The sequence below is a fragment of the Actinorhabdospora filicis genome, assembly GCF_030269765.1.
Lineage (GTDB): Bacteria > Actinomycetota > Actinomycetes > Mycobacteriales > Micromonosporaceae > Actinorhabdospora > Actinorhabdospora filicis.
On the sequence record NZ_BSTX01000001.1, the window covers coordinates 1,591,806 to 1,604,134 of the forward strand.

Consider the following 12,329-nt stretch of genomic DNA (forward strand, 5'->3'; position numbering starts at 1 on the left):
CCACAAGTGGGCTCGGCAAATCCTTGATCCACTGACGCATGGCCCTTTTGAATGAGTCCCACTCCGCCTTTTGGAGCCCCCTCGCAAAGGAGTCCACGTGTCCCGATCCCGTGCCCGCCTGCTGGCGATGACGACGGCCGCCTGCGCCGCCGCCGCGCTGGCCGTCGCGGCGCCGGCGCAGGCCGACGAGGGCATCGACCCGTCCGCGGTCACCCCCGGCACCGGCACCGAGGCGCCCGCCCGCGTCATGGGCGACGAGCAGACCGTCGCCGCCGACGAGCCCGTCGCCGCCGCCCGCCAGTACCTCGACGACAACCAGAGGACCTTCGCCATCGACGGCGGCGACCTCACCCCCATCGCCACCTACGCCGACGGCGCCACCGAGACCGTCCGCTTCGCGCAGAGCCACCAGGGTGTGCCCGTCTTCGGCGCGCAGTACCTGGTCCACATGCGTCCCGACGGCGGCGACACCACCGTCACCGGCGCCAACGGCACCTACTACACGGGCCTGAGCGTGGACACCGCCCCGGCGGCGACCGAGGCCACGGCCGTGGACCGCGCCAAGCAGTACGTCCTGGAGGGGCTGGCGGGCGGGAAGTTCACCGTGCCCGCCACCGGCCCGGACGTCGCCGCCGCCTCGCGCGGCCTGGTCGTCCTGCCCGAGGGCGCCGGCCGCCTCAGCTGGCACGTGACCGTGTCGACCGTGGACGGCAAGGGCACCCCCGTGGTCAAGGAGGTGTACGTCGACGCCGACACCGCGTGGCCGCTGTTCGCCTACGACGGCATCCAGTTCGACTCGCCCGCCGCCGGCACCGGCGTCAAGTACGACGGGACCGAGTCGCCCATCGGCGTCACGAAGTCCGATGACGGCACCTACAAGCTCGTCGACCAGGCCAACGCGCCCACCGACATCACCACCTACGACGGCCGGGGCTGGGACGTCCGCTCGGTCCTGGGCGGCGGTGTCCCCGAGGGCATGCCGATCTACAGCGGGCCCTCGACGCGCTTCGACGGCGACGCCACCGAGTCGGGCGCCGTGGACGCCCACGTCAACGCCGCTCACGTCTACGAGTACTACCTGAAGAAGCTCGGCCGCAACGGCCTCGACGGCAACGGCATGGACATGACGTCCGTGGTCGGCGTCGACCTGGGCGGCCAGCCCTTCGTGAACGCGTTCTGGGACGGGACCAAGATGGTCTACGGCTCCGGCGGCGGCGACTTCAAGACCCTGTCGGCCGACCTGGACGTCGTCGGGCACGAGATGACCCACGGCGTGGTCGAGCACTCCGCCGGGCTCATCTACGCCCACCAGCCGGGCGCGATGAACGAGGCCATCGCCGACTACTTCGGCAACGCCATCGACGTCGACTACTCCGGCACGTCCATGCGCGACCCCGACGCCGGGCTGCTCGGCGAGGACCTGTGCCGCACGGCCTCCCCTCGCGAGTGCGCCCTGCGCGACCTCAACGACGGCCGCACCACCGCCGACTACGAGGGCCTGACCTGGGAGTTCGACAACGGCGGCGTGCACGCCAACTCCACCATCTTCTCCGGCGCGCTGTGGGACATCCGCGAGCGCATCGGCGGCGCCAAGGCCGACAAGCTGATCTACAAGGCGCTCACCGAGTACCTGACGCCCACGTCGTCCTTCGTGGACGGCCGCAACGCCGTCGTCCAGGCCGCGCTCGACTCGCGCCTGTCGTGGCTGGAGCGCGGCAAGGTCCTGGTGGCGTTCCTCCAGCACGGCATCGTCGACGGCTGGGAGAAGCGCATCGGCGACGCCTCGCAGCTGATGACCGGCATCACCACCGAGCGGACCGCCCCCGCGGCCGCCGGCGGCTGGTGGGTCGCGGCGAAGGGCTCCCCCGAGGGCGGCGAGCCGTACTCGATGTACTCCGGCCGCACCTCCGGCGGCAAGCCCGTCAAGCTCGCCGACCCGGTCGAGGGCCGCTTCAACGTCATGCCCGCCACCGACGGCAAGTGGGCGGTGTGGATCGCGTGGGGCGCCGCCGACGCGCTGATCATGCGCGCCCCGGTGAACGGCTCGGCGCCCGCGAAGGTCGTCGGTTACGCCCGCAACCCCTCGCGCCTGTCGGTGGAGGGCTCGTGGATCTCCTGGCAGGAGAGCACGCCGTCCGGCCCGAAGCAGTGGTACAAGAACGCCGACGACCCCAACTCCTACGAGGAGCCCGTCGACGGGACCTACCACAAGACCTCCGGCCTGGGCGAGATCCGCGGCGGGAAGCTCTACTACGTCCTGGCCTGGCCGGACAGCGAGCGCTACCACCTCAACGTCGTCGTCCGCGACCTGGCCACGCGCCAGGAGACGATGCTGCCGGAGATCATGGCCGAGGGTTCCACCACCGAACCGGCCGGTCTGTACGGGCCGAAGCCGACGTCCAAGGGCATCGTCATCGGCGTCGACGCGCGTCCCGGGAACCAGGCGGGCATCGTGCGGATCTCCGCCGACGGCAAGACCGTGAAGACCCTCGTGGACGAGGCCTCGGCGAACGCGCCGCTGCTCGGCGAGTACGACGCGACGTCCTCGGCGGTGACCTTCGAGAACTGGCCCGGGGACGTCCCGCCGAAGATCTGGCAGGTGTCCATCGACGGCGGCAAGGCCAAGCCGATGTCGTGCACCACCGGCGTCCAGTTCCACGTGAACGCCGACGAGGGCACCCGCGCCGTGTGGTTCGACGGCATGTACGGCACGACCGCGCTGGTCGTGCGCGACAAGCCGCGCTCGCACTGCTGACCTGATCCGCTAGCCCGAAGAGGGGCCCGTGTCCTGGGACGCGGGCCCCTCGCGCGTGCGGCGGGCGGCGTCGATCTCGGCGCCGAACAGGATCGCCAGGTTGGAGATCCACAGCCACACGAGGAAGACGATGACGCCGCCGAGGGTGCCGTAGGTCTTGTCGTAGGAGGCGAAGTTGGCCGCGTAGAGGGCGAACCCGGCCGAGGCGGCCACCCACAGGCACACCGCGGTGAGGCTGCCGGGGCTCCACCAGCGGAAACCGCCGGTGCGGGCGTCCGGGGAGGCCCAGTACAGGATCGAGAACGCCAGGTTGACCAGGAGCAGCAGCACCGGCCACTTCACCACGCCCCACACGGTGATGGCGGTGCCCCCGGCGCCGATGAGTTCGCCGACGTAGCGCGCCAGGCCGCCGGTGAAGACGACGATGACCGCGCAGACGGCGACGATGGCGCCCACCGCGAGGGTTACGCCCAGCCGCAGAGGGATCGTCCACCAGATCTTGCGGGTCTCGGTGACGCCGTTGACCACGTTGGCGGCGCGGATGAACGCGCCGATGTAGCCCGAGGCGGCCCAGAACGCCGTCGCCAGACTCAGCATCAGGACCCACCCGGAGCCGCCGCTCTGGGCGAGGCCGGTGGCGCTCTGGTCGAGGATGTCGTGGACGGGGCCGGGCGCGATGCGTCCCAGGTCGTCGATGAGCGGGCCCGTGGCGGGTTTACCGGCCAGGCCGAGGATGGCGACCAGGACCAGCAGGCCCGGGAAGACCGACAGGACGCCGTAGTAGGTGAGCGCGGCGGCCCAGTCGGTCAGGTTGTTCCCCTCGAAGCGCTTGACGGTGCTCTTCAGCAGGGACCACACGGTTCAGCGCCTCCGGACGCCCACCGCCGTGGCACGGTCGACGGTGGCCTTCACCAGCGCGAAGATCGCGCCCTGGAGGGCGGCGGCGGTGAGGATCTCGCCCCAGCCGCGCTCGGGGTCGGTGGCGTCCGGCGCGTCGTCCTCACCGGTGGCCATCCGCCACATCTGCTTGAACGCCCATCCGGCGGCCAGTCCCCCGGCGACACCGGCCATCAGCCCCAAAGGCCGCATGAGCAGGCTCGGTTTCCGCTTCACGAGCGGGTCCTCCGTCCGATCAGCCAGACCGCCGCCCCCACGGCGACGGCGGCGCCCAGGCCGAGCAGGTAGACGGTCACCGGCGTGTCCTGGATCCGCTGCCGCACCCGCGTCTTGACGTCGAGTTTCGCGCTGAGCGCGGCCATCGTCTCACCCAGGGCGGCACGCTCGGCCTCGATCCCGGCCCGGATCTCCTCGATACTGCGCGGCGGCGGTGGTGGCGGTGGCGATTTCTCCTCGCCGTCGGCCGGCACGGCCTCTGCGTCGGTGCTCATCGGCGAGAGTGCTCCTTAAGTACGTCGAGGTCGGCCTGGATGCCCGCGATCGCCTCGGTCGGCTTCAACGGCGCCGAACGCTTCAGGCTCGCCCGCCCGAGCAGGACGAGCAACCCGGCCACCGCGAACAGCAGCACGGTCACGATCAGCGCCGCCAGCCACAACGGCACGACCAGCGCCAGCGCGATGATGCCGGTGGCGATGAGCGCACCGAGCCCGTAGAGCGCGATGAACCCCGCACCCGCGAACAAGCCGACACCAGTGCCGACGGCCTTACCCTTGGCCGCCATCTCGGCTTTCGCGAGCGCGATCTCCTCACGCACCAGCCGCGAGACCTGATCCGCCGCCCGCGCGACGAGCTGCGCGGTCGACGGGTTCGCGGGGCGATCGGTCGTGGTGGTCATGGTCCCTCCCGGTTACCCCGGCCGTCGCGGGCGGAAACGGCCTCTGCGTCCACTATCGCGCTATCGGAGGGTCAGTGGGGCGGGAAACGCCGGGGGGTTCGAGGGGAGTTCGTGAGGGAGCGGGACGGGTCGGGGGCGGGTTGGAGGCGGGTGAGTGGGGCGGGGAACTGAGCCGGGCAAGGTGACTGGCCGGCAACGGGGTCAAAACCCGGGCAACAACCGAAGCTCGTTGTTTTAGACCCGGGCATGGCGACTGGCTCGCTACGGGGTCAAAACCCGGGCACGGACAAAAGCTCGTTGTAGTAGAGCCTCAACGAGACGGCCCGCAACCCGCCGACAAACACCGCCCCGCGACCAGATCCGCTGAAGCTCGCTCGGGATAGGAGAGGTGGATCCTCCGTCGGTCGGCCAGACGTGGTTTCAGAACGCAGGTTCTGGGGGTGTCAAGACACGCCCTTCCGTCTTGACACCCCCAGGTTCTGCGTTCAGCGTCGTACCAGCCGGCCAGAGGAGGAGACGCCTCCCGAGAGAGGTCCGGCGTCCAGGGGCCGCACCCCTGGTCAGGTCCTAGGGGTGAAACCCCTGACCAGACGGCGACCGTCGAGTACCACCAACGCAGGCATTAGAGGACGTGCGATCCGTGGGGGGAAGGCGAGAAGCCAGACGGCCCGGGCTCGGGGTGAGGGCGACGGGAGAGGTGGCGCAACAGGGGGTGTGATAGCGAGGCTCGCGACGGCTGGGGCTGGGGCTGAGGCTGGGACCAAAACACCCCCCAACCCCAGGAGGGGAGCCGAAGACCCCACCGGCCCTCGTCTCCCCACCCTGCCGCAGGCGCCCCCACCGGCGCGCCCGCACTCAGTTGTCGCGAAAGCTAAAGCGAAAGCGAAAGCAGAAGCGAAAAGTGCTGTCTCCGCCGCCCCTCTAGCCCCTAGCCCTAGCCCCGCTCAGACGGTGCACGTGGCGGAACGGCCCCCGCCGCCACCGCCCGAACGATCGGGCAAGGGTAAGGCAGACCGTCGTCCTTGCACAGACCATCCGGGTTGGCCGCGTGGATGTGCCTGGCGTCGTGATCGATGTTCCGCTCGTCGACCGTCGCGGGGTGGACGGTCGTCTCGGTCTTCATTGGACGGTGTGCTCCTTGGGATGAATGTGTGTCCGGCCGGGCTTCCGGTCGTTGATGAAAGTGCAGCACGACGGGTGAGGATTGGCGGTCGTCAAGTTGACACTCGCGAAGCCGATTCACTCTTCCGGCATGCCCTCTGACCTGCGAACTTGTCTACACAAGTGGCAGATTGCGACGGTGCGTGAGGCTGTCGCGGCCGAGATCGCCCGGTGGATCCGGCGCGAGGCCCACCGGTGAGAATACGACCGCGTTACGTCATCGGGAGCATTCTTCGCGCTTCACGAAGAGGCCGTGTACGCGTGGAGCGAGGTGACGGATTTCCGACTCTCCCGCCGGTGGGCGTCCATTTGGGACTGTCCGATCAACGACGGCCCCGGTTTTCGTCACCCGTCCGGGCGAACAATGAGCCGACCCCCTCCACGTTCCCGCGACGTATCGCGGCCCCCTCGAACTATGGCGGAGGACCATGACCGAAGAACTCCTGACGGTGGCGCGTCTCCTCGTCCACGGCCGCTTCGGCGAGCGACGCCGCCTCATCGACGACATCGACCGCCGCCACGCCTGGGACGGCTACGGCGAGTTCCTGGCCGCGCTGTTCTATCTCGCGGTGGCCCGCCGGTTCCCCGAGGGCGCCGGGCCGGTGCAGGTCGCGCTGCTGGTGCGCGAGGTCCGCGACCGGTGGGACCCCGGCGGGCTCATGATCGACCCGTACGCGGTCGCCGCGCTGATCGGCTCGGTGTTCGGGGACGCCGACGCCACCCGCATCGACCCGACCACCGTCGGGCAGCTGGAGTCGCTGCTGGTGCACCATCTGCTGGCGGGGACGAACGAGGTCGAGCTGGACGACCTGTTCGCCCGCGCCGAGAAGCTGGCGGCCTAGCCGCCCGGCGCCCGCTCCAGCGCGAGCGCGGCGTGCACGAGCGTGAGGTGGCTGAAGGCCTGCGGGAAGTTCCCGACCTGCCGCGCCAGCCCGGGCTCGTACTCCTCGGCGAGGAGCCCGACGTCGTTGCACAGCTCCAGCAGCTCCTCGAACAGCAGCCGGGCCTCCTTCTCCCGCCCGCTCTCGGCGAGGGCCTTGACCAGCCAGAACGAGCAGGCCAGGAACGCGCCCTCGCCGGGCGGGAGCCCGTCGACCTTCTCGGTGGCGTGGGACGTGGCGTAGCGCCACACCAGCGGCCCGCGCTTGAGGTCGCGGATGACGGCGTCGACGGTCCCGGCGGTGCGGGGGTCGCCGTGGGGGAGGAACCCGCAGGTCCCTATCTCCAGCAGCGCGGCGTCGACGGTGCCGGAGCCGTAGTACTGGGTGAAGCTGTTCATCGCCGGGTCGAAGCCCTCGGCGAGGACCTCGGCGCGGATCTCCTCGCGGGCGGCGCGCCAGGCGTCGACCGGCCCGGGCAGCCCGTACTCCTCGACGGCGCGGACGGCGCGGTCGAGCGCGACCCAGCTCATCACCCGCGAGTGGGTGAAGGCGCGCGGTTCGCCGCGCACCTCCCAGATGCCGGAGTCGGGTTGCCGCCAGCGGGCGGCGAGGCTGTCCACGAGGGTCGCCTGGAGCGGCCAGGAGAAGTCGTCCTCGGCGAGCCCGGCGGCGCGGGCGGCGGCCAGGGCGTCCATGACCTCCCCGTACACGTCGAACTGGACCTGCCCGTGGGCGGCGTTGCCGATGCGCACCGGCGCGGAGTTCTCGTAGCCGGGCAGCCAGTCGGCGGTCCACTCCGACAGCCGCCGCTCACCGCCGACGCCGTACATGATCTGGAGGTCCTCGGGGTCGCCGGCGACGGTCCGCAGCAGCCACGCGCGCCAGGCGCGGGCCTCGTCGGTGAACCCGGTCTCCACCAGCGCGCTCAGCGACAGGGCGGCGTCGCGCAGCCAGCAGTAGCGGTAGTCCCAGTTGCGGGGTCCGCCGATCAGCTCGGGCAGCGAGGTGGTGGGCGCGGCGACCATGCCGCCGGTCTCGGCGAAGGTGAGGGCCTTCAGGGTCAGCAGCGAGCGCAGGACGGTCTCGCGGTAGGGCCCGGTGTAGGAGCAGCGCTCCGACCACGCGTGCCAGTAGTTGAGGGTCGCGGTGAGGCGCTCGCCGGTGTCGTGGCAGCGCGGGAGCTTCTCGTGGGAGGGGTACCAGGTGAGGGAGAAGTCGTAGGTCTCGCCCCTGCGGACGGTGAAGGAGCCCTCGTGGCGGTGGTCGACGGCGTCGGGGAGGACGTCGCCGCGCAGGCACAGCGCGTCGGGCCCGGCGATGGCGGCGATGGCCTCGCGTCCCTCGTTGTCGCGGACCCGCCGCACCCAGGGGCGCACGCGCCCGTAGTCGAAGCGCAGGACGTACTCCTGGCTCATCTCGACCTCGCCCTCGACGCCCTCCACGCGGCGGTGGACGTCGGCGCGGCGATCACGGGGCGGCATGAAGTCGGTGAGGCGGACGCGCCCGGTGGGGGTGGTGAACTCCGTCTCCAGGACCAGGGAGGACCCGACGTAGCGGCGGGTGACCTTGGCGCCGGGGTCGGTGGGGCCCAGGCGCCAGCGGCCGTGGTCGTGGCCGCCGAGGATCGCGGCGAAGACCGCGCCGGAGTCGAAGCGCGGCAGGCACAGCCAGTCGATGGAACCGTCGGTCCCGACCAGCGCGGCCGTCGTCAGGTCACCGAGCAGCGCGTACCGTTCGATCGGCAGTGGCATCCGTCCATCATGCACCCGCGCGCCGCGACGCGTCCGCTCATCGTCTGGTGAGGACGGTGGCGGTGATCAGGCACAGGTCCTTCTCGGGCACGTCGCCGTCGGCGGTCAGCGCCTCCAGGACCTCGCCGAGCGCGCCGGCGGTGCACAGGTGGAAGCGTTCGCCGGGGTTGAGGATCAGCTCGTTGTCGGTGTACTCCAGGCCGTCGACGGTGCCCACGGGCAGGCCCAGGGCGCCGGGGTGGACGGTGGGCGTGACCGCGCGGCGGATCGGCGCGCCCTGCCCCGCCGCCGCCCACGTGAGGCGTTCGGGCTGGGCGATGGCGACGGTGACCGAGGTGGTGGCGTCGGGTTCGAGGCGGCGGGCCAGGGCGTTGAGGGCGGTCAGTACCGCGGAGGGGGCCAGTCCGGCCATGCCGTAGGCGACGGCGGCGTGCCGCAGCCGCTGGGCCGAGCCGACGGGGTCGGCCTCGCCGACGACGAGCAGCAGGCTCCCGTCGTGCAGTTCGGCCATGTCGTACCAGCAGGCCAGGGCCCGGTCGGCGGAGACGCCCTCGGCGACCAGCCCGGGGACGGTGAGGCGGTCCGGGGACGCCGAGAGCAACTCCGACAGGCGGCGCCGCTCTGCGGCCACCGCGACCCGCGCCTGCTTGAGCTGCGCGGTGAGGTTCTGGCGGCGGGTGACGTCGCGGATGGTGCCCGACACCGAGGCCAGGTCGCCCTTCTCGTAGCCGAGGACGGCGTTGAGTTCCAGCCGCGCCCCGGCCAGCGGGCCAGCGCCGCGCACCTCGGCGACGATCTCCTCCTGCCCGAGGCGGGTCAGCAGCCCGGCCAGGTCGGCGGGGTCGACGAGCTCGGCCATCGCGGTGGGGTCCATCGGCCCGTCGTCGGCGCGGCGCCCGGCGAGCCGGAACATGCCCGGCGACCACACCGAGTAGCCGGTGGCGAGGTCCCAGTAGAAGGAGCCGCGCCGTCCCTCGGCGCGCACGAACTCCGCGCACAGCACGGTCGCCTCGTCGTGGACGGCGACGGTGGCCAGCACCCGGTCCCACAGCCGCACCGCGCGTACGTCGAAGCGGTAGGCGGCGCGGGTGCCCTCGGCGACGGGGTCGACGTAGAGGCCGGTCAGCTCGCCGGGCTCGCCGGTCTCGGCGACGGTGGACAGCAGCGGCAGCAGGTGCTGGGAGCCCAGGCGCGGCAGGACGGTCATGAGGGTGCCGTCGGAGAGGTCCTCCTCGTCGCTGAGGGCGCGCGCGGGCGCGCTGGCGGCCTCGACGGTGAAGTCGACGATGACGCCGGTGTCGTCGTGGACGGGCGCGAGCAGCAGCGCCGGTTCGGTGAGCGCGTCCAGCACCAGGCCGATGGGGGCGTCGGCGCCGCCCTCCTGGTCGGTGCCGCCGGTGTCGAGGACGGCCGCGCGCGCCGCGACGGGGATCGCCAGCGACAGCAGGTGCGCCTTCGTCTCGTCGTCCAGGCGGCAGGGGCGCTCCCAGAACAGCTCCACCACGCCGATGACCGCGCCGTCGTGGACCAGCGGGATCGCCGCCAGGCCCTGCGAGGACAGCGGCGCGACGGTGGTCGGGAAGCGGACGTGCAGGGCGTCGGCGTCGGTGATGAGGACCGGGCGGCGGGCCTTGATGGCCTCGATCATGGGCAGGCCGTCGATGGGCGGTACGCGCGCCCACTTGCTGCGCGCGTCGGCGGGCAGCCCGCTGGACCCGCCCAGGCGCAGCGCTCCGTCGGGTTCCAGCATCATCACCACGACGGTGGCGGGCTCGGGCCAGCCGAGGGTGGAGGCGGCGACGGCCTCGGCGATCTCGTCGAGGGTCCGGGCGGCCTCGATGCGCCCGGTCAGCAGCCGCCCGCGCGCGATCGGCTCGGCGAGGTGCTCGGCGAGGTCCTCGAAGTGGGCGGCCTCGGGCTCCGAGGGCGGCGGCAGGAGGTCCAGGACCTCGGCCCCGGCGGTCTCGGTGATCGCGTCGGGGACGCCGCTGCGCCCGGCGACGAGCGCGGCGGCCAGTTCGGCGAGTTTGACGTTGGAGTGCGTGGACAGCTCGTGCAGCTGCTTGAACGCCTCTTCCGGAGCGATGCCCAGCCGCTCGGAGAGGATGCCCTTGGCCTGCTCGATCACCGAGCGGCTGCGCATGGCGCGCCGCAGCCCGTCGCGCTCCTTGCGGAGTCTGGCGACCGTCTGGGAGAGCGCCTCCAGGGATTCGTCCGTCACGGGATCAGCCAACAGTATGGACACCTCGCTGTCCAGTTGGGCCGGTGGTGGAGTCGGTGCGAAGTTTCACACGGCGGATACGGGGTAGTCCATGGGCATGGAATTTCTTCTCTGGATCCTCGCGGTCATCCTCGTCGTCTCCGGCATCGTCGCCCTGTTCAGGCGGCAGGTCCTGTGGGGCGTCGTGCTGATCATCGTCGGCCTCCTCGTCGGACCCGGCGGCGTGTCCATCTTCACGTAACGACGGTCCGCCCTTCCCAAGGGGAAGCGAACCCGCTATCGTCTGTAAGTAGGAGCGGATCCTCATCCGTTCGTCCGAGGGTCTAAACCCGGCCCTCCCCGGACCGCTCCGCCCGCGGCCCACTCGGGCCGCCCAGACGCTCTAGCAACGGGCGTCGCATCTGCATCTGCCGCCGCGCGAGGCACAGCCCGCGGCGACGGAACCCTTGGAGGTGGACTCGTGTCCACGCCGCATCTTCTCGTCGACGATTCCGTAGACCGTTCTCTCAGCAGCGTCAACGACCTCCCCGCCGGGCACCCCGAACGGGTCCGCGTCCGCAACCAGGTCGTCCGCGACACCCTCCCCCTCGCCGACCGTCTCGCCAAGCGCTTCGCGCGGCGCGGCGAACCCATCGACGACCTCATCCAGGTGGCCAGGCTCGGCCTGGTCAAGTCCGCCGACGGCTTCCGCTCCGGACGCGGCGGCGGCTTCGCCGGCTACGCCATCCCCACCATCCTCGGCGAGCTCAAGCGCCACTTCCGCGACAAGGGCTGGTCGGTGCGCGTGCCGCGCCGGCTCCAGGAGGCGATGATGAGCGTCAACGCCGCCATGGACCCGCTCTCGCAGAAGCTCGGGCGCACGCCCACCATCGACGACCTCGCCGAGCACCTGGGCATCGAGCCGGACCTCGTCCGGCAGGGCCTGGAATGCGCGCAGGCCTACGCGGCCATGTCCATCCACGGCCCCGCCGAACGCGACGGCGGGCGCGAGCTGCTCGACCTGCTGGGCGGTGAGGACCCCGGCATGGAGGCCGCCGAGGCGCGCGTGGCCGTCCGGCCGCTGCTCGCCCGGCTGCCCAAACGCGAGCGGGACATCCTGATCATGCGCTTCTACCAGGGCCAGACGCAGTCACAGATCGCCGCCCGCGTCGGCCTGTCCCAGATGCACGTCTCGCGGCTGATCTCGCGGACGCTGGAACGCATGCGCGGCTGGCTCCGGGAGGCCCGGGCCGCCAGAGCGTGACGACCTTTCCCGGTGGAGTGGGGGCGCGGCCTTCGGGCCGCGCCCCTCACCGCGCATGAGATCACCGCGCCCGGGTACACGGCGAGCATGAACCGGCTACGCGTACGAGACGTCATGACACACGATCCCGTCTGCCTGCCCGCCGACACCACCGCCGTCACCGCCGCGCAGACGATGCGCGACCACGGCATCGGCGACGTCCTGGTCCTCGGCCACGGTGAACTGCGCGGCATCGTCACCGACCGCGACCTCGTCGTGCGGGGCCTGGCCTCCAGCGCCGACCCGCGGCTGACGCGGATCGGCGACCTCGCCACCCCGCACCCGGCGCGCCTGTCCCCCGACGACCCCGTCGACGAGGCGGTGCGGCTGATGCGCGAGAAACGCGTCCGCCGCGTCCCGGTCTGCGATCCCGACGGACGGCCCGTCGGGATCGTCTCCCTCGGGGACCTCGCCGCCGAACGCGACCCGAACTCCGCCCTCGCCGAGATCAGCGAAGCGCCGCCCACCACTTGAGGAGCCCTCCCC

Annotated in this window: 12 protein-coding genes; 5 read left to right on the top strand and 7 right to left on the bottom strand. The window is 71.7% G+C overall.

Annotated elements, in window-relative coordinates:
- Positions 1 to 97 precede the first annotated feature (97 nt).
- Positions 98 to 2,755 carry a M4 family metallopeptidase gene (locus QSK10_RS07275; RefSeq protein ID WP_285661833.1) on the top strand — a complete coding sequence of 886 codons (2,658 nt, stop codon included), beginning with the start codon at positions 98 to 100 and terminating at the stop codon, positions 2,753 to 2,755.
- Positions 2,756 to 2,764: 9 nt separating this feature from the next.
- On the opposite strand, the gene QSK10_RS07280 is transcribed toward QSK10_RS07275, so the two are convergent.
- The 5 genes from QSK10_RS07280 to QSK10_RS07300 form a co-directional block, all read right to left on the bottom strand.
- Positions 2,765 to 3,613: a YihY/virulence factor BrkB family protein gene (locus QSK10_RS07280; protein WP_285661834.1), complete on the bottom strand. Its 849-nt coding sequence runs from the start codon at positions 3,611 to 3,613 to the stop codon at positions 2,765 to 2,767.
- Between the two features lie 3 nt (positions 3,614 to 3,616).
- Positions 3,617 to 3,868 carry a DUF4235 domain-containing protein gene (locus tag QSK10_RS07285; protein WP_432705298.1) on the bottom strand — a complete coding sequence of 84 codons (252 nt, stop codon included), beginning with the start codon at positions 3,866 to 3,868 and terminating at the stop codon, positions 3,617 to 3,619.
- Positions 3,865 to 4,143: a DUF3618 domain-containing protein gene (locus tag QSK10_RS07290; protein ID WP_285661835.1), complete on the bottom strand. Its 279-nt coding sequence runs from the start codon at positions 4,141 to 4,143 to the stop codon at positions 3,865 to 3,867. Before QSK10_RS07290 ends, QSK10_RS07285 begins: the two co-directional genes overlap by 4 nt.
- The gene (locus QSK10_RS07295) at positions 4,140 to 4,547 is read right to left on the bottom strand and encodes a phage holin family protein (protein WP_285661836.1); all 408 of its coding nucleotides are present in this window, start codon (positions 4,545 to 4,547) and stop codon (positions 4,140 to 4,142) included. The genes QSK10_RS07290 and QSK10_RS07295 overlap by 4 nt, the downstream gene beginning before the upstream one ends.
- A 934-nt stretch (positions 4,548 to 5,481) precedes the next feature.
- Entirely contained in the window at positions 5,482 to 5,670 is a 189-nt protein-coding gene (locus tag QSK10_RS07300) for a hypothetical protein (protein WP_285661837.1), read from the bottom strand.
- A 466-nt stretch (positions 5,671 to 6,136) separates the two neighbouring features.
- Between QSK10_RS07300 and QSK10_RS07305 the strand changes: the two genes are divergently transcribed.
- Entirely contained in the window at positions 6,137 to 6,550 is a 414-nt protein-coding gene (locus QSK10_RS07305; RefSeq protein WP_285661838.1) for a hypothetical protein, read from the top strand.
- On the opposite strand, the gene QSK10_RS07310 is transcribed toward QSK10_RS07305, so the two are convergent.
- Positions 6,547 to 8,340 (bottom strand): glycoside hydrolase family 15 protein, encoded by a 1,794-nt coding sequence (locus tag QSK10_RS07310; RefSeq protein ID WP_285661839.1) that lies wholly within the window; start codon positions 8,338 to 8,340, stop codon positions 6,547 to 6,549. The two genes, QSK10_RS07305 and QSK10_RS07310, sit on opposite strands and share 4 nt — an antisense overlap.
- A 37-nt stretch (positions 8,341 to 8,377) precedes the next feature.
- Positions 8,378 to 10,561: an ANTAR domain-containing protein gene (locus QSK10_RS07315; protein WP_285661840.1), complete on the bottom strand. Its 2,184-nt coding sequence runs from the start codon at positions 10,559 to 10,561 to the stop codon at positions 8,378 to 8,380.
- Between the two features lie 97 nt (positions 10,562 to 10,658).
- Here QSK10_RS07315 and QSK10_RS07320 point away from each other — a divergent pair, with 97 nt between their 5' ends.
- The 3 genes from QSK10_RS07320 to QSK10_RS07330 all read left to right on the top strand — a co-directional run bounded on the left by QSK10_RS07320 (position 10,659) and on the right by QSK10_RS07330 (position 12,317).
- Entirely contained in the window at positions 10,659 to 10,802 is a 144-nt protein-coding gene (locus QSK10_RS07320) for a GPGG-motif small membrane protein (protein WP_285661841.1), read from the top strand.
- A 219-nt stretch (positions 10,803 to 11,021) separates the two neighbouring features.
- Positions 11,022 to 11,804, top strand: coding sequence for a SigB/SigF/SigG family RNA polymerase sigma factor (locus QSK10_RS07325; protein WP_285661842.1), 783 nt, complete (start codon positions 11,022 to 11,024; stop codon positions 11,802 to 11,804).
- 114 nt (positions 11,805 to 11,918) lie between these two features.
- The gene (locus QSK10_RS07330) at positions 11,919 to 12,317 is read left to right on the top strand and encodes a CBS domain-containing protein (protein ID WP_285661843.1); all 399 of its coding nucleotides are present in this window, start codon (positions 11,919 to 11,921) and stop codon (positions 12,315 to 12,317) included.
- Positions 12,318 to 12,329: the final 12 nt, after the last annotated feature.